Source organism: Butyrivibrio sp. LC3010 (assembly GCF_000424385.1).
GTDB lineage: Bacteria > Bacillota > Clostridia > Lachnospirales > Lachnospiraceae > Butyrivibrio.
Genome location: NZ_AUJU01000002.1, coordinates 179,760 through 204,863, shown reverse-complemented (window position 1 = coordinate 204,863; position 25,104 = coordinate 179,760). Strand labels below are relative to the sequence as shown.

Sequence of the window (25,104 nt, the reverse complement as noted above, 5' to 3'; positions counted from 1 at the left end):
TTACTAGAAAATATGAGATTTCATGACTATACATTATAATGAGGTGGCAAATCATATGCAAAGCAATGCATTAGCATCAATTAAATCTGGTAAGAACCCAAATGTTCTTCTATTAGGAAATGGTATAAACCGTTTATATGGAAAGTCCTCTTGGGACAATATTATTGAATGCCTTTCTACAGGCGAGTACGACTCAAATCCAATCAATTACGAGTTGATTAGAAATCTTCCATATGCTTTACAAACAATTGTTATTAGTAGTGATTCTGTATCTGATGGGTGGATCAAATATCAGATAAGCTTATGCCGTATACTCTTGAAGAAGAGCAGAAAACACTTCTTATCAGATATTTAAGTATTCCCTTTGATGCGGTTCTGACGGTTAATTATTCTTATGAAGTAGAATGTGCTTTGGATACAACGTTTAATCTTAAAAAAGAATCTCCATCAAAATATAGAAAATCTACACAAAAGGGATCTAAGCCTCAAGAACAACTAGGATTATTTAAATATTTTACTGTTAATAATCAAAATATTTGGCATATTCATGGAGAAGCAGCAAGGCCTTCATCAATGGTTATGGGACATTATTATTATGGAAAATTGTTGTCAGAAATCCAAAAAAGAATACCTTATGTCATTAAAGCTTATAAAAGTAGCATGAAACAGGGTACACCGTTTATTCCAAAGAGCTGGATTGATTATTTTCTTCTTGGAAATGTTTATATAGTTGGATTTGGTATGGATCCATCAGAAATGGATATTTGGTGGTTAGTAAACTGTAAGAAGAGGCATTTTAAAGGGTGTGGAAATATTTATTTTTACGAACCCAATCTTGATGAACCAAAAAACTATGCTGTACGGGCATTAGTAGATACCTTGGGAATTTCTACTTTTACCCAAAAGGTAAATAATGGACAAAAGTTTAGAGAATACTATGAATTATTACCATCAGAAATACAGAAAAAAATGTTTTAGGTATAAGAAAGAGTTATGTAAAAGTAGAGGAATATGAAGAAAATTATAGAATCTGTAATAAAGAGGCAATAGTGCTACTAGAAGAAAAGAGAGTATGGATGAATATAATATAGCTGGGCAGGGCTTATTATAAATCATTTAGGAGTGTGTTAGTATTTTGGCATGATTTAAAGACAGTAAGTGCTATGCAGTTATGATCTAATGAAATGGTATTTAGGTGGTATAACAGATGCGTTGTGGATTATGTGGAAGTAAGAGAGTTAATTTTGTAACAAAAAATTCATATAGTATGAAAAAGGGCATAGTAGGAGCAGCAATGCTTGGTCCAGTTGGAGCTGTAGCAGGTATTAATGGGAATCATTCATCAGTTTATCATTGTATGTCTTGTGGACAGGACATTCTAAGTATATTAGATGAGAAAACGGAACGAGAAATAGATGAACTTCTTGCTAACGGTGATATAAAGGCTTTAGAAAAGTACAGGAACCGCTGGAAAAATATTGAGTTTCCTACTGGAAGTGCTGTACTTAAGCATTATGATGAAACACATGCTTCAACAAGTACTGTGAATATAGATAAAACGTCGGTTGATGTTACTACCAATGATAGTGCATCCTCTTCTATTGCAGCACTAACAGAAGATGAATTGATGAATTCTATTAAGGATGATATTTCAAAAAGGGATCTTCCATATACTGAACAGGAACTTACAAGTAAATACCAGATAAATAAATGGTTTAAAGATGTATATGCAAGCATATTGAAAGAAGGAAGTGCTCATGCTTTTTGGATAAACGGTAATAAATATGTTAAGGTTGCAAAAAGCTTAGAGGATATTGCCCAATTTGTACAAATGACTAATGCTGAAATTCAGAATAGAACGGATATTTCTAATATTAATGCACTAATTGAAGATACTAAGCAAATAATAAAAGAGAATAATAGCATTAGAATAGAGGACTTGATCTCAGAGTTCAAGATAGAGCATCCAGAATATGATATACCTGGAAACCAATATGCATTTTCATCTTTGGTTGAAAGTGTTTTAGATAAGATGCTTCAAAACAAAGTTGTAAAGTATGATGGTAACTGTATTAGTTTGACCGGTGAAGTAGAGCACATTGAATATTTGTATAAAAGGGCATATGAATATGCTGCAGATAAGAATGAAAAGGCTTTAGCTGACGCCAGGAAATATCATTGGGCTTATTATAATAAAATTGTTCAAGCATTTAAAAATCGATACGAGATAGAAGTTGATGATGTTGAGCTGTCATATGGTGACCAGCTTGGACGTTCTAAAGTATATCATTTTTTAGAAGATATGTCTCGTATTGGAGAAGTAGAAAAGATTCCAGTTGAAGGGAACAGATATAGGAGCAAATATAAAAAAATAGTTGAATTAAGGGAAAGATATTTTCCGGTTGATGAGAATGATGTTACCTTACTGCATAAAGGTATCATGGGCGAGAAATTGCTAAATTCATTTAAGGACCATGACAATTTAGATTTTTCTTTTGAGGAAATTCTTACACTTGTAAATAATAATTCAAACAATAAAATTATTAAAAATAGTGAAGAAGAAATATTGTTGTTCATAGAACTACTATATTACCAACAGCAACAACTGTTTGAGCACAAAATAAGAAATGGAGAAAACTATTGGCGATTTATAGATAAAGAAAAGGAAAAGTACAATTGTTTAACTGAAGAAAAACAGCGATATGAGTTGAATCTTAAAAATCTAAAAATTCAGCTTGAGACTGCTAAAGAGGTACATTCTAGGAATTTAGAGCATGTTGAAGGGCTAAAATATGTCACGGATCCTAGTATAGATAAAGAAATATTCGAAAATGAAGAAAAACTAAATGAATTAAGAACGCAGTATGTGACCCTCCAAGGGATGTTTAAAAAGAAACGCCGAGAAGAAGTGGATAAGAAAATTGCTGATTTTCTTGCATATAACGATAAAATTAAAACTGAAATTGAAGAAAAAAGAAAATCTGCAGAACAAATAGTTGCAAATGAGCTTAAACAAACACAAGAACCAATTAGAAAAATAGAAATAGAAATAAAATGTTGTGAAGAAAAGCTTCTTCAAATAGAGTCAGCATTAAGCAAACTGAACTATTTACCTCCGGATTCAATAGAAAATCCTCTAAAGAGGTTGCCTAAAGATGATTCTATTGAAAAGATAGTACCTCCAGTGGATGATATAATTTATAAACACATTATGTCAGAGTTTTACCCTGATGATATAGTTTCAGCAATTAAGTATTACTTTGCTCAAACTAATACCAGTTTAAATGAAGCGAAAAAAGTAGTAGATGCAATATTTGCCAACCCGAATATATAATCCTGTAATGATAAGGTGACTATATGGAAAGAGAAGATTACTTTTTTGGTGAGAAAGTTACAGATAATAGAAAGGTAATAATATAAGTAAGCCAAAGATTGTTTATTACACAACAAATAAAAATGAAATAACGTTTAGGTGGGCGAAGGTTAGACATTCTTCTGGATATGAAATATATATGAAGCGTGGTTCAAAATACATTAACGTGATGGAGGTAGAAGATTCTGCAAGGCAAATGCAACTATCGGAGAAACAGACGGATATCATCTGATTGGAAAACCTGCTGAACGAAAACAGCAGATAGAGAAGGTTATAAAGGCTGTGAAATTTTTAAATAGGGACATATAAAATTCAAGTGATAATATGTTCCCTTTAACTTTAATTTAAGGCTTTTTCAGCAAAATGACAACAGATGCTAAGAGGAATCCGTGTAGAATCAAAGGAGGAATTGGTAACTCGTATTTATAAATATTTTGATGAAATCAATGAAACACCTGTTGCTTACCATTGGACAGGGCATTCACAAAAAATGCGGTCAATTAAAAAGTGTTGTACTAGTGCTACTGTCACCAAATAAGTCGACTTTATTATTTGTCTAAATTGTCTTCTGCTGCGTTGGCGTCAATCGCCGTATCGCCTGGTACGACTCATTCCTCCGCCTTGCAAAAGAACAATTAATACTTCGTAAAAAGTCGAGGTATTTAATGACAGCAGCACTAGTTAACAAGATCAACTCTGTCTGTATAAATCGCTGAAATTCCATTTTTCAGGTATTTTTCTATATTTGCATCTTCATTTACTGTGTGAACGAAGAGCGGAGTATCTGTTTCCTTTATTATGTCCATAAATTCCGGGGTGTCAGCAAGCTCTGTATGAAATGTAAAACCGATAAGGGGCTTTTTTGAGGCTTTAAGGAGCTCAGATTTCGTTCTCTCCTGGTCCTCAGTTTCATAGAGCGTATAAATTATGTAGGGGAACCCCACTTTATTAATATCGTCATACTCATTTGCATGATATATCTGAATAACAAATCTGTTTATAAGATTGGGATATTTTGATGCTATCATTTTATAGGTCTCAATATCTGTTTCTTTTGTATCTGTGACAACTATCATATCTTCATGCTGCGTCATGAATGCAGCAACATCATCAAAGGTCATGACAGTGAACTTATCCTGTACCTTGCATTTTAAGAAATCAGAAAAGGAAGGAGCTTCTCCGGGAGTCATCTGTTTTCCATCAAGATAAAGATCACCCCATGCGTGACCGCATACGAGGACATTGTCGTTAGTGTAATGGAAATCTATTTCAATAATGCGATTACCTTTATTATAACTGTTTTCCAATGCCTCTTTTGAATTCGTATAATCGTACTGAATCCCGTCGGAATCTGAGATCATACCGCAGGCATGGATTATGTATTTATTTTGTGCAAAAAGTTCACGCATGGCAATAACATCTGTAGATGGCTCTTTCCGGGAGCAACCGGTAAGCACTGTTACTGATAATACTAAAATACAAAAAAATGAAAAACATAAACGGATAAATGTAGATTTTTTTACTATTTTAAATTGGTATTTTCTGTAGCCTTTGTCAGTTAATATGTCTGCTTTATTGGTCTTTGAATATTTCATGTAATTCCGGTCCTCAAAATTTTGCTATTTAAACTTCTTATATGCTAAAATAATTTGGTTTGAAACAAAAATATTATATCATTTATGGAGTTTTCGTGAAAAAGAGAAATATATTAAAAAATATCATAGCTACTATAATAATTGCAGTTCCGTTTTTGCTGTTCTTTACTTCCTGGTGGTTTTTCCATACCTGGAATACGATGACGGTAAATGAGCTTGTTTTTAATGTGAAAATGTCATTATCAGGTGCATCTCACGCCATGATAAAGCTGTTTGTCATGAAGGCATTTTTACCTGCCTGCATAGCGGCACTGCTGGTCTTTCTTTTCCTGACAGTTTTTAAGAAGGAAGCTTTTAAAGGAAAGAGAAATCTCATAGCAGCTATGTCGGGAATACTGGCATTAGTCGCAGCAATTGGCTATACATGGATACAGCTTGATATGACAACTTATATCAATCAGCAGATACATGCATCTACCTTTATCAAGGATAATTATGTGGATCCTAATACTGTAGATATACAGTTTCCTACCAGGAAGAGAAATCTTGTGTATATTTATCTTGAATCCATGGAAGTTACGGATGCTGACAAGGAGCATGGGGGCGGCTTTGACAAAAACAGAATACCGGAGCTTACGGATCTTGCTCTTGAAAATGAATTTTTTGGTGATAATTCCGGTGAGTTAAATGGCGGTTTCTCAATGCCCGGTACAGACTGGACTATGGGAGCAATTTTCGCCCAGTCCACCGGCCTTCCGCTTCAGATAAGTATTGATGCTAACAGTATGTCTGACCAGGAAACCTTTTTCCCTACAGTTAAAGCGCTTGGAGATATTTTAAAAGATGAGGGATATCATCAGGAGTATCTTTGCGGCTCTAATGCGACCTTTGGCGGAAGAGAACTTTTCTTTAGGACTCATGGGGATTTTGACATAATCGATTATCCCTATGCCAAGGAACAGGGATGGATTCCTAAGGATTATGGTGTCTGGTGGGGCTTTGAAGACCAGAAGCTTTTTGATTATGCAAAGGAGCGACTGCTGGAGCTCTCTAAAATCGATGAGCCTTTTAATATGACACTTCTTACCGTGGATACGCATTTTGAAGATGGCTATGTATGTAAGCTCTGTGAGAATGAATTTGATGATCAGTACTCCAATGTTTTTGCTTGTTCAAGCAGACAGGCTACAAGCTTTGTCAAGTGGATACAGCAGCAGGATTTTTACGAAAATACAACTATAGTGCTTGTCGGCGATCATCCAACTATGGATGCAGATTATTGTCTGGAGATTCCAGGTGATTACACAAGAACTGTCTATACCTGTTTTATAAACGCTGACTGCGGTGTGCATGACAGATTAAAAAGAAAATATACTACTTTCGATATGTTTCCTACTACAATAGCTGCTCTTGGAGCAACTATTGACGGTAACAGACTTGGGCTTGGAGCAAATCTGTTTTCGACTAAAGAAACACTTCTTGAAACATATGGAATGGATTATGAAAAAAGCGAGCTCGACAAGAAATCAAAATTTATGAATGAGCTTGCAGGTATCAGTGATGAGTCAATTGCAAGTCAGAATTATGCAGAACCTACTGCAGATGTGACAATAGATAAGAGTGACAAAGAGAATATTAAGATCATAGTAAACAGCATATCCAATAATATTGAACAGGTTGAAAAGATGGAACTGGAAGTTCAGCCTGAAGGGGATCAGGAGCGTAACTTTACAGTTATAATGGATAAAAATGCTGATGGCAGTTACAGCGCAGATATTCCTGCTGATAAAATTGATGAAACTGATACTGATTTCAGAATATATATGGATGGTTCTCTTGGATCAAGAATATGCCTCTTCTCTCAGAGGGGAGATATGAATCTAAAACAGACTGACATAGGGGATTATCTTAAGGCTCTTAAGAAGTATGCAGAATCTGAGGATTATACCGTATTTATAACTACAAGAAAAAGTGCAGCTATGAGACTAACAGATGAAAACATAGCTGATCTGCATGCACTTGGTATTGAGGATGAGATCAGTAAAGGTGAAGATATTACAATAACAGCGGCAATAAACAACAATCTTAAGGATATTATTGTGTCCAAGCAGAGTGCCGATATAGAAGGAACGGTTTCTGATAATCTTTCCTATCACCTTAAAGGAAGCTGGGACAGCTTTGATGACAGAGATTTTGCTCTTGAAATCAATGGTAATAATGTAATGATGGAACGTAAGGGATTGCATTTTGCTGTTGTGAAAAATTCAAATGGCAGAGTTGTTGACTATGCTGATTTTGATCTTCTTGATAAGGAATGCCGAAGATATTGATGAAGTAAAGGAAGGTACAAAATGGCTTTCGATGGAATTACTGTAGCAAATATAGTTAGAGATTTAAAAAAAGAATTATTAGGTGGGCGAATATATAAAATAGCCCAGACAGAAAAGGACGAGCTTCTTATAACCGTAAGACGGGCAGTGGAAAATGGCGGTGGTCAGAGGAGACTTTTTATGTCCTCTGACGCATCTCTTCCGCTTGTATATATGACGGATGAGAATAAGCAAAGTCCTATGGTTGCACCAAATTTTTGCATGCTTTTAAGGAAGCATATCCAGAATGGTAAGATTATCAATGTTGAACAGCCCGGACTTGAGCGTATTATCCGAATTGAAGTTGAACATCTCGATGAGATGGGAGATTTAAGGCATAAGATACTGCTTATGGAACTGATGGGCAAATACAGTAACATAATTTTTGTGGATGAGGACAACAGGATAATAGATGCCATAAAGCATATTCCGTCTTCTGTAAGTTCAGTAAGAGAGGTGCTTCCCGGAAGAGATTATTTTGTTCCCATGACTCAGGATAAGCTTGATCCGCTAGAGGCTTCAAGGGATGATTTCTTAAGTGTTGTGCCGACAAAGGGACAGGCAGTATTCAAGGCACTTTATGGAAGCTTTACCGGATTATCGCCGATTATTTCTCAGGAAATATGTTACAGGGCTGATATTGATGCAGATAAGTCCGCAATTGCTCTTGATGCTGACGAGTTGAACAGACTTTGGAATGCTTTTGGTGGAATGGTGAATAGTATTAAAGCAGGGGATTTTTCTCCTGAACTTGTTTATGTCAATGACAAGCCCAAGGAATATGCCTCACTTCCTCTCACCATGTATCATGGCAGTGAGGCTGCGTCATACAGGGAGTATGAGGAAATATCAGCACTTCTTCTGGATTTTTATTCTGAAAAGAATACGATAACCAGAATAAGGCAGAAATCCTCAGATCTGAGAAAACTTGTTGCCACAGCTCTTGAAAGAAATATCAGAACACTTGACCTTCAGACAAATCAGCTAAAAGACACTGAGAAAAAGGATAAGTATCGCGTTTACGGAGAGCTTCTGACTGTCTATGGATATAGTGCAGAGGCAGATGCAAAATCAATTACGGTCAATGATTATAATACAGGTAAAGATGTTACAATTCCACTTGATAACACCCTTACAATTGCGCAGAATGCCAAGAAATATTTTGACAGATATACTAAGCTGAAAAGAACGGCTGAGGCATTGAATTCACAAATGCAGGAGGTATCACAGACTGTCTCTCATCTTGAGTCAATTGCCGCTTCCCTTGACATAGCAAGGCAGGAAGAGGACCTTACGGATATCAGACGGGAGCTTGTTGAAGGCGGTTACATAAAAGGCAGTGCAGCTGACAGGATAAACGGAAAAGGAAAGGGACAAAAGAGTAACAGAAATCAGAAAACAAAGAGTAAACCTTTTCATTATATAAGTAGTGATGGTTTTCATATTTATGTGGGGAAGAATAACTATCAGAACGATGAGCTTACCTTCAAAATGGCTAACGGCGGAGACTGGTGGTTCCATGCAAAAGGAATTCCCGGTTCACATGTGGTCCTCATAACAGAAGGGAAAGAGGTTCCGGACAGAACCTTTGAAGAAGCCGCATCTCTGGCTGCATATTACTCTAAAGGTAAGGATCAGGACAAGGTTGAGATTGATTATCTAAAGAGAAAAGATGTCAAAAAGCCCGGAGGTGCAAAGCCCGGCTTTGTGGTCTATTACACGAATTATTCAATGGTGATAAGCACGGATATATCAGGTCTTAAGGAAGTTGAATAATTAAAATACTATTAAAATAGTGCTAAAATGCTTTGATAATCGAAATTCTGATACAGGATTTGTTTTTTTGTGTTAGAATAATTAATTAGGAAACTGAGAAAACAAAATGCTGCATTTGCAGCTAGAATGTGAGGAAGTATGGTCTGCAGTATGACGGGTTATGGCAGATGCGAAACTGCCGATGAGAAACATAAGTTTACGGTTGAAATGAAATCCGTTAATAACCGTTATCTTGATATAAATATCAAGATGCCTAAAAAGTTCAATGCGTTAGAGTCAAAGATAAGAAATGAACTTAAGAACTTTGTAAAAAGAGGAAAGGTTGATGTTTTTATTACCTATGAAGACTTTTCCGAAACTGATACCAGAGTGAGGTATAATAAGGAGATTGCCGCTGAGTATCTGGAATATTTAAAGCAGATGTCTGCAGATTTCGGAATCGATAATGATATCCGTGTTTCTTCACTTTCAAAATATCCTGATGTTTTCAGCATGGAAGATGCTGAAATCGATGAGGAGGAGTTGTGGGGATCTCTTAAGAAGGCTATCGATGGAGCAGGCGAGGAGTTTTCAGCTGCAAGACAAAAAGAAGGCGAGTTCCTTCACAGGGATCTTGATGATAAACTTGCTGGTATGCTTGAAAGTGTGGAGTTTATTACAGAGCGTTCACCTGTAATTATAGATGAATACAGAAATAAACTGAGGGATAAGGTGAAGGAGCTTCTTGAAGATAAGGCTGTCGATGAAAACAGACTTATCATGGAGGTCACGCTTTATGCCGATAAGGTAAGTGTTGACGAAGAGCTTGTAAGGCTTAGGAGTCACATAACAGCTATGAGGGATATCCTGAATAAGGGTGATGATAAGGAAGGAATTGGCAGAAAGCTTGACTTCCTTGCACAGGAGATGAACAGAGAATCTAATACTATCTTGTCAAAGTCCACAGACCTTGAAATATCCGATAAGGGTATAAGTCTTAAAACTGACGTTGAAAAGGTTCGTGAACAAATTCAGAATATAGAATAAAGATAGGATGATGTTTTATGAACAAAAAAGGAATTATTGTTGTTGTTTCAGGTTTTTCCGGAGCCGGTAAAGGTACACTGATGAAGGAGCTTTTAAGAACATATGATAATTATGCTCTTTCAATATCAGCTACAACAAGAAATCCAAGGCCGGGTGAAGAAAATGGAAGAGAATATTTCTTTATAAGTAAAGAAGAATTTGAAAAGCTTATAGAGGAAGATGGCCTTATTGAGCATGCAAATTATGTGGGCAATTACTATGGAACGCCTAAAAGATTTGTACAGGAAAAGCTTGATAGTGGTAAGGATGTAATCCTTGAGATAGAAATCCAGGGTGCTCTTCAGATAAAAAAGAAATTCCCCCAGGCACTATTATTGTTTGTGATGCCTCCATCTGTTGAAGAACTTGAAAAAAGACTTCGCGGAAGAGGAACAGAAACTGAAGATGTCATACACGGAAGACTTCTTCGTGCAAAAGAAGAGGGACAGGGTATTGACGAGTATGATAATATAGTAATCAATGACAATCTTGATGCATGTGTTAAAGAGATGCATGAGATAATTCAAGCTGCACATTATACACCTGACAGGAATAAAGAATTCATTGAGGATATTAAGAAGCAGCTGTCAGAGCTTAAATAATTTATTTATAAAATGGAGGACTAACATGATACATCCGTCATATGTTGATCTTATGAAGGTAGTTAATAAGGACGTAGAGGAAGGAAATGAGCCTATTATCAGCTCAAGATATTCCATCGTTATGGCAACAGCAAAGAGAGCAAGACAGCTTATTGCCGGTGATGAGCCTATGGTAAGAGTAAAGGATAAGGAGAAATTCTTATCAATAGCAGTAGATGAGCTTAATGAAGATAAGCTTAGAATTCTTTCTGACGAAGAAAAGCAGGCTCTTATTGAAACAAACGAAGAAAAGTCTTCTGAAGAATAATTAATTGGGAATAATTTATGAAGATTTTATTTGTATCTCTCGGCTGTGACAAAAATCGCGTTGACTCAGAGGTTATGCTTGGCATGCTGTCACAGCGGGGGCATGAATTTACAGACGATGAAGAAATAGCAGAAGCAGCTGTGGTTAACACATGCTGCTTTATTGGTGATGCTAAAGAAGAGAGTATAAACACAATTATAGAACTCGGCAAGTACAGAAAGAGCGGCAAGTATAAAGCCCTTATTGTAACCGGTTGTCTTGCTGAAAGGTACAGAGAAGAGGTATTAAAAGAAATCCCTGAAGTTGACAGAATACTGGGAACAGCATCTGTTGAGCATATTGTGGAAGCACTTGATTCTGTTCTTGGTGAAACATCTGAAATAGTTAATTCAGATGTCAGCAGTATTAAAAGAATATATATTGACAGCCTTGATAAGAAACCGGTTGGTAACAGGGCTCGTATACAGACAACCGGCGGACAGTTTAATTATCTGAAGATTGCTGAAGGTTGTAATAAAAATTGTACATATTGTGTTATTCCAAAGGTAAGAGGAAAATATCGAAGTGTACCTATGGAGGAGCTTGTAGCTGAGGCTAAGGAGCTTGCGGCAAAGGGAGTAACAGAACTTATTCTTGTTGCGCAGGAGACAACTCTTTATGGAACAGATCTTTATGGGGAAAAGAAGCTTCCGGAGCTCTTACATAAACTTGCTGAAATTGAGGATATCAAATGGATAAGAATAATGTATTGTTATCCGGAAGAAATAACCGACGAGCTGATTGATGCAATCAAGAATGAGCCGAAGGTTTGCAATTACCTTGATATTCCTATTCAAAGCGGATCCAATCACATCTTAAAACAGATGGGACGCCGCACTAACAGAGCAGAAATAACCGAGAGAGTTAAAAATATCAGGGCAAAGATACCTGATATTTGTATCAGAACCACATTGATCGCAGGCTTCCCTGGGGAAACTGAGGAAGATCATCAGGAGACCATGTCTTTTGTTAAAGAGATGCGTTTTGACAGACTTGGTTGCTTTACTTACTCACAGGAAGAAAATACAGTCGCTGGTGAGATGGCTGATCAGATTCCTGAAGAAGTAAAAGAAAAGCGAAGAGATGAGATCATGTCACTTCAGCAGACTATTGCTTTTGATGCAGCAAGAGGCAGAATTGGTCAGGTTGTCAGCGCTGTAATAGAAGGCAGAATAACTGATGACGATGATGATGAATATGACGGAAGCACGTACGTAGCCAGAACTTATATGGATGCACCGGATGTGGATGGATATTTATTTATAATGAATGTCCCTTATGATTTGATGAGCGGACAATTCGTTGACGTACTTATCACCGGTTCTAATGATTATGACCTGATTGGGGAGTTAATGGAGGGGAATGAAGATGAAAATGAATTTACCGAATAAGCTTACTGTATTTAGAGTTATTTTGATTCCGTTCTTTGTTGTATTTTTACTGGCGAATATTTTTGGAGAAGCTGATAAGTGGATTGCTGTAGGCATATTTATCGTGGCATCCCTCACAGATCTGGCCGACGGTAAAATTGCCAGAAAATATAACCTTGTAACTGATTTTGGTAAATTTATGGATCCTCTTGCTGATAAACTTCTTGTTTGCAGTGCGATGATTTGTCTTATAGAACTTGGCAGAATTCCATCCTGGATAGTTGTGATCATTATTGCAAGAGAGTTTATCATCAGTGGATTCAGACTGATTGCTGTTGAGAATGGACGAGTTATAGCTGCCAGCTATTGGGGCAAATTCAAGACAACATTTCAGATGATAATGGTTATACTTATGATTGTTAACATACCTCAGCTTCAGCTTGTTACCAATATCATAATGTATATAGCACTTGCACTAACCATAATTTCTCTTTGCGATTATATTATCAAGAATAAAGATGTTATGAGTGGTGATATGTAATGTATCATCGTATTTTCAACCAGATTATATTTGGGAGATGATTCGTTAAAAGTTTTATCAAAAAATTGTTGTATAATATTGAAAACAATGATATAGTTTTCAATTGTGTAATTTAAATGTTTTATTTGGGGACGACATTTGATGTGCGTCCTCATTTTTTTTGAGCAGAACGCCGGGCAAAGTTTCTTCGAGCCTGGGATTAACCATTGGGAGCCAAGTGGCATAGTATTAAGCCTGATGGAGCTAAATATTCTGCTCCATGAAACTTATCAGATAAAATGAAGAATCTGATATCAAGAAAGAGGTAATATGGCAAACATACTAGAAGAAATTAAGAAAAACATCGAAGGAATCTCAGAAGCTGTTTCCGGAAATAAAGACAAAGAAACTAAGAAGAATCATAAAGACAAAGAAAATGAAAAGTCTGCATCAAAAGAAGAAGTAAGAGTTCGTTATGATGAGGCTGAAGGAATTGATGAGAAGATTCTCAGGGCCATCACAGAGATGGGGTTTGAGTATATGTCTCCTATCCAGAAGGCTGCTATTCCCGTTATGATGAAGGGTGTTGATATTATCGGACAGGCTCAGACAGGAACAGGAAAAACGGCTGCTTTTGGAATTCCGCTTCTTCAGAAGGTTGATCCCTCCAACAAGCATCTTCAGGCAGTTGTTTTGTGCCCTACAAGAGAGCTTGCCATGCAGGCTGCTGATGATTTAAGAAGCTTTGGAAAATATATGCACGGAATAAAAGTGCTTCCTGTATATGGTGGTCAGGATATATCAAGACAGATACGAGCACTTTCATCAGGTGTTCAGATTGTTGTCGGAACTCCCGGAAGAGTTATGGACCATATGAGACGTCATACTATGAAGATGAGTGATGTCAGAGTGCTGGTTCTCGACGAAGCAGATGAAATGCTGGATATGGGATTCAGAGATGATATTGAGACTATCCTTGAAGGCATGCCTAAGGAGAGACAGACTGCATTGTTTTCTGCTACAATGCCTGAGCCTATTTTGCAGATTACAAGAAAATATCAGCAGGATGCAGAATATATAAAGATGACTCCCAAAGAAATCACTGTAAAAGCAATAGAACAGTATTACTATGTGATTCCATCAAACTTTAAAGAAGAGGTTCTTACAAGACTCATTGAGTATCATCAGCCAAAGAGAAGTCTTATTTTCTGTAATACAAAAAGAAAAGTTGATGAACTCACTTCTAATTTGAAGAGCAAGGGATACAAAGCAGAGGGTCTTCACGGTGATTTGTCCCAGTATCAGCGTGATACTGTTATGAATCTCTTCCGCTTTGGACAGGCTGACTTTTTGATAGCTACAGACGTTGCTGCAAGAGGAATAGATGTAAGTGGTGTTACTGCTGTATTTAACTATGATATTCCTGAGGATATAGAATACTATGTACATAGAATAGGACGTACAGGAAGAGCAGGAAAAAGCGGTCAGTCATTCTCACTTGTTTCTCCCAGAGAAATGTATAAACTCAGAGACATTGAGAGAATCTGTCATACAAAAATCGAAGAGGGCGAAGTTCCTTCTGCCAAGCAAATAACAAGAGCAAAGGCAAGAAAGCTTTTCTCAGAGGTAATAGATCTTATTGAGTCAGGTGAAATAACTGATTACATAGAGTTCCTCAATGATAAGGTTGCTGAGGATGAGTATTCAATTGAACAGCTTGCTGCAGGCCTTATGAGACTTAATATGGGTAAAGCTCCTGAAGAACTTGATATTAAACCCAGAAAGCGTGATCTATACAGGGGCGAGCGAAGCCGTGAAAGAAGATATGGAAGAGACGGCAGAGGAAGATCTGACGCACACGGATCACATGATTCCAAAGGAAGAAGAGACGGTAAGGGATCAGGTTATGGTCGTGGCCGCGATGGCAAGTTTGGTAAGGACAGCAGGAATATGCGCGATTCAGCAGGAATGCATAAGAAGGCATCCGCGGATAAATTCAGAAGAAATGCAAGACCAAGAACTGAGAAACTTGGTGTGAGAAAAGATAAATAAATAGTATATAATAGAAGGAATCGTTACTGTTCAGACAGCTCTGCGCACTTGCTGCGCTGAGCGTGAGAATGTTCTACGTCTTGAATATAGGATTTGCCCCTTTGCCGAAGGCAACTGGAATGGGCAAATCCAGTTGCTGTGAGCACCGTAAGGTGTGAACAGTAACAAGGAATCACATGCTATGAATTCTTGAGCTTCAAGAACCATAATAAATGTGATTTCTTTTATATAGGGGAGAGGGATAAATGATGGATTATAAATTGATTGAAAGTGTATTCTGTGATGCACAGGAGAAAATTAAAGATTCCGATATGAAGTTATGTACCATCGTTAAAATGTATGAGCATGAGCTTTTGAAGGAATATGGGGCGGTAATATTTGATGAGAATTATTTTCGTAAATTGGTCGAAAACACCAGCCCTGTCATAGAAAAACAGTATGAAGAACAAAATGAAGATGGCAGTATTGATGGAGATATTTATAAAACTTCCATATTTATTGCGATGATGTGTGTAACATCACGGGTATATGATGATCTTGATGCGATTTTTGCTAGAGATTGTATGCACGCTGGATTGGATGCTGCCCATTATCTTCTTGTAAATAAGCCTGATCTGAATCAGCTTGACACAAATGAGAAGCTTGCCATGTTATGGGCTTTTTCAGAGCTGTCAAAGACAGATAAAGAAATAAAAAATGCTTATGACCACTCAATGATGGCCGGAATGCCTCAGAAAATGAGCAGACAGAAGCGCTATAAGGTTATTGTCAATGACCTGATTCATAAAGCCAGGGAACTGAGTTCTGATAATGGTACTGCTTACGATGTTTACGGATCCGGACTGGAAATTCTGGTGTTTTCATGCATGACGATTCTTGTGGATGAAGGTGATGCTTTTTTTGATGAAGCTAAGGATGTGGCAGAAAAGCTGATTTTTGAACTGGCAGATGAGGCTTTGGAGAAAAGCTATGATGAATTAATTTACAGTCAGAAAATTCTGCTGCTGATTGCATCAATAATAGCAAATTACATTCTTGATAAGGATAAGGCTCTTTCAGATGGAGAGGATTCCCAGCTGATAAAGGTTATAGAATATAAAATTATCAATAAAAAGAAAAATCAGCTTAGTGATGATGAAAAAGAAGTATTTAATAAAAGAATAATTAAATATATTAAAAAAATAGATAATCAGCATATAACAGAGTAGCTGAACTTGAAAAGCAAACAATTTATGGGTATACTACTCTGTGGACAATGATAAATAATGCAGGTATATGGCGAATTGGCGATGCCGGGCCTTAAGATATCTGCATGGCATAAATAATTTTTATATATGGAGGCATAAATATGCAGGGTTCTAAACCAACAGTTTTACTTATCATGGACGGATTCGGTCTTAATGAGAATCCCAAGGGAAATGCTATTGCAATGGCAAATACACCTGTTCTTGACGGACTTATGAAGGATTATCCTTTTGTAAAAGGAAATGCAAGCGGACTTGCAGTAGGACTTCCTGATGGTCAGATGGGTAACTCAGAGGTAGGACATATGAACATGGGTGCCGGACGCATCGTGTATCAGGAGCTTACAAGAATTACAAAATCAATAGAGGACGGCGACTTCTTCACAAATGAAGGACTTATGGCAGCAATCGACAACTGCAAGAAGAATGATTCAGCTCTTCATATGTACGGTCTTGTAAGTGATGGTGGTGTACATAGCCATATTACTCATATTTATGGACTTCTTGAGCTTGCTAAGAGAAACGGTCTTAATAAGGTATATGTTCACTGCTTCCTTGACGGACGTGATACTCCTCCGGAATCAGGTATTGATTTCGTACAGCAGCTTGAGGACAAGATGAAGGAACTCGGAATCGGTGAAGTAGCTACTATTTCCGGAAGATATTATGCTATGGACAGAGATAATAACTACGACCGAGTTAAGATTGCTTACGATGCTATGACCAAGGGCGAGGGTAATAAAGCAGACAGCGCTCATGAGTGCATGGTTCAGACATATAAGGATGGCAAGACAGATGAATTCGTAATTCCTACAGTTATCATGAAGGATGGTGCACCTGTTGCTACAATTAAGGATAATGATTCCATTATTTTCTTTAACTTCCGTCCTGACAGAGCAAGAGAAATCACACATTGCTTCTGCGATAATGAATTTGATAAATTTGACAGAGGCGATAGGATCAAGACAACTTATGTATGCTTCACAGATTATGATCCGCTTATTCCTAACAAGGAAATCGCTTTTAAGAAGGTACTTCTTAACAACACATTCGGTGAGTGGCTTGCAAACAAGGGCATGAAGCAGGCTCGTATTGCTGAGACTGAGAAATATGCTCACGTTACTTTCTTCTTCAATGGTGGTGTTGAAGAGCCCAATGAAGGTGAAGACAGAATCCTTGTAAATTCACCTAAGGATGTACCTACTTATGATCTTAAGCCTCAGATGAGTGCGCCTGAAGTTTGTGACAGAGTTCTTGAAGCTATTAACTCTGATAAATATGATGTTGTAGTTACAAACTTTGCTAATCCTGATATGGTAGGTCATACAGGAGTTATCGAGGCTGCTGTTAAGGCAGTTGAGACAGTTGATACATGTGTTGGTAAGATTGTTGAAGCTGTTAAAGCTAAGAACGGTACATTATTCATCTGTGCTGATCACGGTAATGCAGACATGATGATCGATTATGAGACAGGTGAGCCTTTTACAGCTCATACAACAAATCCTGTTCCGTTCATCCTTGTAAATTATGATCCTGCATATACACTTCGTGAGAACGGATGTCTTGCAGATATCATTCCTACACTTATTGAGTGCATGGGATATGAGCAGCCTGCTGAAATGACAGGAAAATCACTTCTTATTAAGAAGTAATCATACGGTTACTGTTCAGACAGCTCTGCGCACTTGCTGCGCTGAGCGTGAGAATGTTCTACGTCTTGAATATAGGATTTGCCCCTTTGCCGAAGGCAACTGGAATGGGCAAATCCAGTTGCTGTGAGCACCGTAAGGTGTGAACAGTAACATCATACGAGATTAGCTTAGCTGTATTCAGAGCAATACTTATTGATTTTATAGATAAAGTATGTTATCTTAAATAAGTATTTCTGTATAATTTTAGGAGGGTGTTTTTGTGGCAGCTTTGAAAATTGTTTTGGCAATTATTTTTGTTATCGATTGTGTTGCACTTGTTACACTTGTACTTGCTCAGGAGGGTAAGACACAGGGACTTGGTGCTATTCAGGGATTTGCAGAGACTACTTACTGGGGGAAGATTAAAGGTCGTTCCAGAGAGGGAGTTCTTAAAAAGATTACAATCGTATTGTCAGTACTGTTTATCGTTTTGAGCGTTGTACTGAATATGACTGTATTTTAATTGTAAATTGCAGCTTGAAGGGCACTCTTAATGAGTGCCCTTTTATTATCTTATTTCACCATTATAAATACTCTGGAGATTGAAGGGACCTTATATATGAGTAAGAAAAAAATAATGAAGAAAAAACAGAATATAACAGGAACCTTTATTTCTAACCAAAGAGGCTTTGGATTTGTAGAGGTTGAAGGAAGAGAAGAGGATATTTTTATTCCCGAAGAATATACAGGCGGAGCTTTTCAAGGAGATACCGTTGAAGTAATGATTACTTCTGATAAAGATCAGAACGGTGGAATGCGCGATGAAGGCAGAGTAGTCAATATTTTGGTGAGAGCTGTCGACAGAATAGTAGGCACTTATCAGGATGGTAATACCTTCGGATTTGTTATACCTGATAATCTAAAGTTCACCCAGGATATTTTTGTGCTAAAGGAACACTCTAAGGGTGCGGTATCCGGTGATAAGGTTGTAGTATCTATTACCTACTATGGAGATCCGAATAAAAGCAGAAAACCGGAAGGGAAAGTTACTGACATCATTGGTAACATAAATGATCCCGGGGTTGATATCCTGTCTATAGTTGAAGGCTTTGATCTTCCTAATGCATTTCCTGAGAAGGTTATGAATCAGGCTGAAAAATGCAAAGATCATCTGATAGAAGGTGATTATCAGGGAAGGTTTGATCTTAGAAACGTGGATATGGTTACGATAGATGGTGAGGATGCGAAGGATCTTGATGATGCGGTATCACTGACTGTAGAGAATGGTATTTATCATCTTGGAGTGCATATAGCTGATGTAACCAATTATGTACAGGAAGGTTCTGCGCTTGACAGAGAAGCGTTAAAAAGGGGTACAAGTGTGTATCTTGTCGACAGAGTTATTCCTATGCTCCCTCATAAATTGAGTAATGGAATCTGCTCTCTTAATCACGGAGAGGACAGGCTTGCCCTTAGCTGCCTGATGGATATTGATTCTAATGGTAGCGTTATCTCTCATAAGATAGCTGAGACAGTTATTAATGTTAATGAGAGAATGAGCTATACTTCAGTTGCTGCTATTTTGGAAGATGAAGATGAGACAGAAATTGAAAAATACCATGAACTTGTTCCTATGTTCAGGAATATGGCAAGACTTTCAGAGATTTTAATAAAAAAGAGACAAAGTCGGGGAGCGATAGATTTTGATTTCCCTGAGGCAAAGATAATTCTTGATAGAGAGGGGAATCCCTTAGATATTCAGTTGCGACAGGCTAATACGGCAACAAAGATGATTGAGAGCTTTATGCTTGCTGCAAACGAAACAGTTGCGGAGCATTTCTATTGGATGGAATCTCCTTTTGTTTATAGAGTACATGAACAGCCTGATTTGGAGAAAATTGCAAATCTCAATGCGTTCATATCAAGACTTGGACTGCATTTGAATATTCGCGACGATGAGGTAAGACCTTCTGAAATACAGGGCCTTCTTGATAAAATAGAAGGAACGGATGAAGAGGCTGTAATTAGTAGAATCGCTTTGCGTAGTATGATGCAGGCTAAGTATAGTACAGAATGTCTGGGACATTATGGACTTGCATGCAAATATTATTGCCATTTCACTTCACCCATAAGGCGTTATCCTGACCTTCAGATACATAGAATTATTAAAGATTATCTGCGTGGAAGGATGGATGATGACAAGATAAAGCATTATAATGAAATCCTTGAAGAAGTTGCAAAGCACTCATCTGATACGGAGAGGCGCGCAGAAGAGGCTGAGAGGGAAACCGATAAACTGAAGAAGGCACAATATATGGAATCTCATATCGGTGAGGTTTTTGAAGGCGTGGTTTCCGGAGTTACCGGATGGGGAATGTTTGTCGAGCTTCCAAATACATGTGAGGGTTTGGTTCCCGCTTCTACTATTGAAGATGACTTTTATGTTTTTGACGAGGATAATTACAGGCTTGTTGGTGAGCGCACCGGTAAAATGTACTGTCTTGGACAGACAGTGAAGGTTAAGGTTCATGATACTGACAGACTTAGTAAGACCATTGATTTTCGTGTGGTTACAGATGATTCTCGAAGTGGAGATTATGATGATCTCTATGAAGAGGATTATTATGAAGAAGAGTATTATGAAGAGGATGAAAACGGACATCTTAAGCTTGTTTCGGGCAAAAAGGATGGTAAACATAAATCAGATAAGCATCTGAGAAAGTCTGAAAAGAGCAAGAAAACTTCCAGAACGGAAAAGAAGACCCCGGCTAAGCTAAGAGCTGCTAAAATTTCAAAGTTATCTCTTGATAGTTCCTTTGAGGAGGCACCTGTTAAGGCTAAGAAAAAGGGCGCCGGTGATATTAAAAAGCAGTCTGGAAATAAGTACGATGATTTAGGTAGGATAAGCAAGAAAAAAGAAAAAGAAATACTTAAAGAAATTGCTGAACTGAAGAAGAAAAGCAAATTAAAAGGGAAAAAATCAGAGAAAAAGGCAGACAGTAAAGACAGTGTGAGCAGTAGAAAGGTCTATAAGGTTCACAAATATAAAAAATCAGCTACATCAAAAGCTGCCAGAAGTTCTCAGAAAAAAGGAAGAAAAAAATAAATTACTAAACCTGTGGTTTATTGTTTTTTATCCAAAACAAGATATCATATTACTAGAATAGAGGTGAGTTCATCATGGCTGATGACAAGATTAAACTGATAGCAAATAATAAAAAAGCTTTCCATGACTATTTTATTGAAGAAAAATATGAGGCAGGAATCAGTCTTGCTGGAACTGAGGTAAAGTCTCTCAGGCAGGGAAAATGCAGTATTAAGGAAGCCTGGGTAAGTATTGATAAGGGTGAAGCATTTATCTGTGGCATGAATATAAGCCCTTATGAAAAGGGAAATATTTTTAATAAAGATCCGCTTCGTGTGAGAAAACTTCTTTTGCATAAACTTGAAATAAGAAAGCTGGATCAGGCGTCTCAGGCACAGGGATATACTCTTGTTCCGCTTGAGGTATATTTTAAGCATGGAAGGGTTAAAGTTCAGATTGGTCTTGCAAAGGGTAAAAAGCTCTATGACAAGAGAGAATCAACTGCTAAGAGAGATCAGCAGAGAGAAGCTATGAGAGATTATAAGGTAAGCCTTAGATAATCGTCAAAAATGTTATATAGCAGGTTGATTTTATTTGAAATTGCCGATATACTTATTAAGCATTCGTGGTTTGTTATTCAAATGCTGAATGCCTGAAAATTTAATAAGGGTTAGTAAAGGTTTCGACAGGGATTCTGAAGCTGGAGAAGCTGTCCGCAGGATGGTGCGTTAAACCTCAAACTTAAATATAAACGCTGAAGATAATTTAGCACTCGCTGCCTAAGTGCGGCGCGTAGACCTAAGTGCACCTGCACATTTAGCAATCTACGTCAACTTTGCAGGAAACGACGTGATGATTGCTCCGTAATCATGGGCGTATCAGGGGCTACTTCTTATATTAGGGCGCGGGCTTCCGGTTATAAGAGGGAATTGGCTTTGCCACAATAGCCAGCTATGACAGTAGAAGGACAGGGGATGGGTTTTTGGACGCGGGTTCGACTCCCGCCTAATCCACTAAAAAAGCGCCGATTGGCGCTTTTTTTATGCCGTAACTTATTCTTGCAATTATGTCTACTTGTGGTTAGAATGGTCTTTAGGCATAAAATATAAACATAATATTAGGAGGTAATATATGAAAAAAGTGGGGAATACAATTAGGGGGATAATAGCATCAATTCTTGCAGCAGCTTTCATCGTAAGCGGTGTTCCTGCAAATTCAATTAATGTTAAGGCAGCTACAAAAGTAGATGTCAGTGAGACAACACAGGTAATAAATAAAAAGGGCAATCTTGTATATAAAGAGACTGGTAATAATACAGTAACCATTACTCCAGGTTCTTTTGCAAAAAATGTTCTTTCTGTCACAATCAATGATGAAGATGCAAAGATTAAGAACATTAAGTGCAACAAGAAGCTTAAGTATAAGAGAACCTATGTAAGCTTTGATGAGCAAAATGACAGAGTCACATACAGATTTTCTTTTTATACCACAGCTGCCAGACGTTATAAATTCAAGTTTTCTGTAGATAATCAGGAATATTTTGCAATTATAAATGCAGCAACTCCTGTTGCTAAGGCTACATTTAAAGGACAGGAACTTTCAACAAAGCCCGGTTTTCTTGGTAATTCAAACTATGTGACAGAACTTGCAAAAGGCAAATTTAATGTTACAATGTCAAATAATTACGTACTGACTTCTATTCAGGTTGGTAAGTATAAGAATGTTACTACCGGAGATATCACAGAGCCTACTCTGTACTGGACAACAATCCAGAACAATAAAAAGGTTGTTTTGAGTAATGAACGTCAGGTAGTTGTACATGATAATAAGAATACCAGTGAAAGCAGCATGTTTGCCACGACGATTATCAGAGTTAATTATAAGTATGTAAAGAGTAACACAACCGGTTGTGTGGACTATTACTTTAACAGAATTGTGGATACTGACAACTGAGGAATATAGGGAAAAAATATGAGCCGAAAGAAAATTAGAAAAGAGCGAATTGTTGTAAAAGTCGGAACATCGACTATAACCAACGAGAATGGCGGATTAAATATCCACCAGATTGACCTTCTTTGCAGAGCACTGGCAGGAATAGAGAATCTTGGCTATGATGTGGTGCTTGTAAGTTCTGGTGCGATCGCAGTTGGGGCAAATAAAATGAGACTTTCTCAAAAACCAAAGGATTTGAGATTGAAACAGGCTGCTGCATCAGTAGGACAATGTGAACTTATGCATCTTTACGATAAATTATTTGGTGAATACGGTAGACTTGTAGGGCAGATTCTTCTCGATAATGATGATATTGAGAATCCTATAAGAAAAGAAAACCTTACCAATACATTTGATGCACTTTTAGAAAATCATATTATTCCTATTGTTAATGAAAATGACTCAGTAAGCCATGTTGAGATTGAATCAGATCAGAAGCTCTTTTCTGATAATGATATGCTTTCAGCTATAGTAGCTGTATTTTGCGGAGCATGTAAACTTATTATCCTGTCGGATATAGATGGCTTTTATGATAAGAATCCTTCTAAATATCCTGATGCGAAGCTTATCAGCAGAGTTGAGAATATTGATGATACAATATATGAGCTTGCTGAGGGAAGCGGTTCTAACAGAGGAACCGGCGGAATGGTAACAAAGCTTCAGGCAGCTGAACTTGCAACTTCAAGGGGTGTTGATGTGCTTATTACAAATGGTAATAACACAGACAATTTATATGATATTATTAATAAAAAGCATGTAGGTACTTTGTTCGTTGCAAAGGAGAACAACTGATCTTGGTTGGAATAATAAAAACAGAGCGTCTGCTTCTTCGGAAATGGAAGGAGCAAGACGCTGAAATTTTATATAGAATGGCAAGTGATCCCCTTATCGGGAAGGGCGCCGGATGGCTTCCACACAAAGATGCGAATTATTCCAAGGCTATAATAAGAACGATTCTTGTGGATGATGGAGAATTTGCCATAACATTAAGGGACAATCCTGATATTCCCATTGGAAGCATAGGGCTTAGAATCGGGGCTGATCAAAAGCGTGGGATATTCAGAGAGGATGAGGCTGAAATCGGTTATTGGATAGGCCATGATTATTGGGGGAATGGCTATGCGGTCGAAGCTTTGTCTGAACTTGTAAAATACAGCTTTGTTGACATAGGACTCAGTGCTGTATGGTGCAGTTTTTTTGACGGCAATGATAAATCACGAAAAGTTACGGAAAAATGTGGGATGATGTACCATCACAGAAATGAGAATCTTTTCAATTCAATGTTAAAAGAATATTATAATGAAACTTTGGTGAGAATCTCGGCAGAAGAGTACTTTATGAATTTTAAAAAGTCATAAGTAAGAAAAATCGATCAGGTTTGCAGAGACATCATCAAGTGTTTTTACTGACAAAAAAGCTCCACCGGTTCATATGAATTGTACCTGGTGGAGCTTTTATGTGTTGTTTTTAGGATAACTTACTGATTATCAGTCTATTATAGGACTGTCATTAAACTTATCGTAAATCTCTGAAAGATAGGTCTTAACCATTTCAATGTTAGCCATCTTCTTAAGTTCAACATTACCCATTGCAATAGCAATCTCATCAGCAAGAAGAAGCATGTCGTAAATAGCGAGCTTGAATTCGGCTCTGGTCATGTTCTTTAAGCAGATTTCCATGAGGGGAGTACCTAACTTCATGGTTACGTTTTCGTCAGCAATACCTGTCATGAGAACCATTGTGTCGGGATCAAAGTTTACATATAAAATAAGCTTTTCTTTCTCATGCTTTTTTAATGTAAGAGGTGTCTGATGACTTGTCTCCATCCATTCATATAAATCAGCATCATCCGGGTGAAGAAGATAATTTGTAAGCTCTTCACGATGTTTCTCAACGTACTGAAGATATTTGCTGGCGTTAGGACCTGTATAGGAAAGGTCAACTTTAAGTCCGTTTTCTGTTTTTAATAAGCGACATTTGGAAGCTACTTCTTTTATCTTAAGAGTGCTTTCAGTGTTACCAATCTGTCTGAGCAGACCGGTTTCAAGTTCCTGTCTGAATTCCATATGTAAATTCCTCCAAAA

Annotated in this window: 19 protein-coding genes, 1 other RNA gene and 2 pseudogenes; 20 read left to right on the top strand and 2 right to left on the bottom strand. The window is 37.4% G+C overall.

All coding sequences use genetic code 11. The features are described from left to right. The first annotated feature begins 303 nt into the window (after window positions 1-303). From G622_RS0102740 to G622_RS26975, 3 genes and pseudogenes are all read left to right on the top strand, one after another. On the top strand, window positions 304-978 hold the full coding sequence (locus G622_RS0102740) for a hypothetical protein (RefSeq protein WP_026509395.1): 675 nt from the start codon (window positions 304-306) through the stop codon (window positions 976-978). A gap of 229 nt (window positions 979-1,207) precedes the next feature. Continuing rightward, a complete protein-coding gene (locus G622_RS0102735; protein WP_026509394.1) occupies window positions 1,208-3,334 on the top strand; it encodes a hypothetical protein in 2,127 nt (708 codons plus the stop codon). Between the two features lie 390 nt (window positions 3,335-3,724). Next, window positions 3,725-3,911, top strand: a pseudogene (locus G622_RS26975) (hypothetical protein); the annotation flags it as partial. Window positions 3,912-4,050: 139 nt separating this feature from the next. Here the strand turns inward: G622_RS26975 and G622_RS0102730 are convergent. Further along, window positions 4,051-4,968, bottom strand: coding sequence for a glycerophosphodiester phosphodiesterase family protein (locus tag G622_RS0102730; protein ID WP_026509393.1), 918 nt, complete (start codon window positions 4,966-4,968; stop codon window positions 4,051-4,053). A 95-nt stretch (window positions 4,969-5,063) separates the two neighbouring features. Here G622_RS0102730 and G622_RS21445 point away from each other — a divergent pair, with 95 nt between their 5' ends. The 17 genes and pseudogenes from G622_RS21445 (at window position 5,064) to G622_RS0102645 (ending at window position 24,378) form a co-directional block, all read left to right on the top strand. Further along, on the top strand, window positions 5,064-7,298 hold the full coding sequence (locus G622_RS21445) for a sulfatase-like hydrolase/transferase (RefSeq protein WP_049945652.1): 2,235 nt from the start codon (window positions 5,064-5,066) through the stop codon (window positions 7,296-7,298). 21 nt (window positions 7,299-7,319) lie between these two features. Then, complete coding sequence (locus G622_RS0102720) at window positions 7,320-9,113, top strand: Rqc2 family fibronectin-binding protein (protein ID WP_026509392.1); 1,794 nt, start codon at window positions 7,320-7,322, stop codon at window positions 9,111-9,113. 138 nt (window positions 9,114-9,251) lie between these two features. Continuing rightward, window positions 9,252-10,139 (top strand): YicC/YloC family endoribonuclease, encoded by an 888-nt coding sequence (locus G622_RS0102715; protein WP_026509391.1) that lies wholly within the window; start codon window positions 9,252-9,254, stop codon window positions 10,137-10,139. Window positions 10,140-10,156: 17 nt separating this feature from the next. Then, window positions 10,157-10,780: a guanylate kinase gene (gene gmk / locus G622_RS0102710; RefSeq protein ID WP_026509390.1), complete on the top strand. Its 624-nt coding sequence runs from the start codon at window positions 10,157-10,159 to the stop codon at window positions 10,778-10,780. A 25-nt stretch (window positions 10,781-10,805) separates the two neighbouring features. Then, on the top strand, window positions 10,806-11,087 hold the full coding sequence (gene rpoZ, locus G622_RS21440; RefSeq protein ID WP_044912704.1) for a DNA-directed RNA polymerase subunit omega: 282 nt from the start codon (window positions 10,806-10,808) through the stop codon (window positions 11,085-11,087). A 17-nt stretch (window positions 11,088-11,104) separates the two neighbouring features. Next, window positions 11,105-12,517 (top strand): 30S ribosomal protein S12 methylthiotransferase RimO, encoded by a 1,413-nt coding sequence (gene rimO, locus G622_RS0102700; protein WP_026509389.1) that lies wholly within the window; start codon window positions 11,105-11,107, stop codon window positions 12,515-12,517. Continuing rightward, window positions 12,501-13,037, top strand: a complete 537-nt coding sequence (pgsA, locus tag G622_RS0102695) for a CDP-diacylglycerol--glycerol-3-phosphate 3-phosphatidyltransferase (protein WP_026509388.1) — start codon at window positions 12,501-12,503, stop codon at window positions 13,035-13,037. The genes rimO and pgsA overlap by 17 nt, the downstream gene beginning before the upstream one ends. 309 nt (window positions 13,038-13,346) lie before the next feature. Continuing rightward, a complete protein-coding gene (locus G622_RS21435) occupies window positions 13,347-15,068 on the top strand; it encodes a DEAD/DEAH box helicase (RefSeq protein WP_081675151.1) in 1,722 nt (573 codons plus the stop codon). Between the two features lie 245 nt (window positions 15,069-15,313). Continuing rightward, window positions 15,314-16,276, top strand: coding sequence for a hypothetical protein (locus G622_RS0102680; protein ID WP_026509387.1), 963 nt, complete (start codon window positions 15,314-15,316; stop codon window positions 16,274-16,276). Window positions 16,277-16,416: 140 nt separating this feature from the next. Continuing rightward, window positions 16,417-17,964, top strand: a complete 1,548-nt coding sequence (gpmI, locus tag G622_RS0102675) for a 2,3-bisphosphoglycerate-independent phosphoglycerate mutase (RefSeq protein WP_026509386.1) — start codon at window positions 16,417-16,419, stop codon at window positions 17,962-17,964. A gap of 259 nt (window positions 17,965-18,223) precedes the next feature. Continuing rightward, window positions 18,224-18,466 (top strand): preprotein translocase subunit SecG, encoded by a 243-nt coding sequence (secG, locus tag G622_RS0102670; RefSeq protein WP_026509385.1) that lies wholly within the window; start codon window positions 18,224-18,226, stop codon window positions 18,464-18,466. A gap of 60 nt (window positions 18,467-18,526) precedes the next feature. Next, window positions 18,527-21,049, top strand: a pseudogene (gene rnr, locus G622_RS21430) (ribonuclease R); the annotation flags it as partial. Between the two features lie 74 nt (window positions 21,050-21,123). Beyond that, window positions 21,124-21,588 (top strand): SsrA-binding protein SmpB, encoded by a 465-nt coding sequence (gene smpB / locus G622_RS0102660; RefSeq protein ID WP_026509383.1) that lies wholly within the window; start codon window positions 21,124-21,126, stop codon window positions 21,586-21,588. Window positions 21,589-21,695: 107 nt separating this feature from the next. After that, window positions 21,696-22,044, top strand: a transfer-messenger RNA (tmRNA) gene (ssrA, locus tag G622_RS25135). Window positions 22,045-22,159: 115 nt separating this feature from the next. Then, window positions 22,160-22,981, top strand: a complete 822-nt coding sequence (locus G622_RS0102655; RefSeq protein WP_026509382.1) for a hypothetical protein — start codon at window positions 22,160-22,162, stop codon at window positions 22,979-22,981. 18 nt (window positions 22,982-22,999) lie between these two features. Next, a complete protein-coding gene (gene proB / locus G622_RS0102650) occupies window positions 23,000-23,812 on the top strand; it encodes a glutamate 5-kinase (protein WP_026509381.1) in 813 nt (270 codons plus the stop codon). Between the two features lie 2 nt (window positions 23,813-23,814). After that, window positions 23,815-24,378, top strand: coding sequence for a GNAT family N-acetyltransferase (locus G622_RS0102645; RefSeq protein ID WP_044956963.1), 564 nt, complete (start codon window positions 23,815-23,817; stop codon window positions 24,376-24,378). A 129-nt stretch (window positions 24,379-24,507) separates the two neighbouring features. On the opposite strand, the gene G622_RS0102640 is transcribed toward G622_RS0102645, so the two are convergent. Next, on the bottom strand, window positions 24,508-25,086 hold the full coding sequence (locus G622_RS0102640) for a hypothetical protein (protein ID WP_026509379.1): 579 nt from the start codon (window positions 25,084-25,086) through the stop codon (window positions 24,508-24,510). Between the last annotated feature and the right edge of the window lie 18 nt (window positions 25,087-25,104).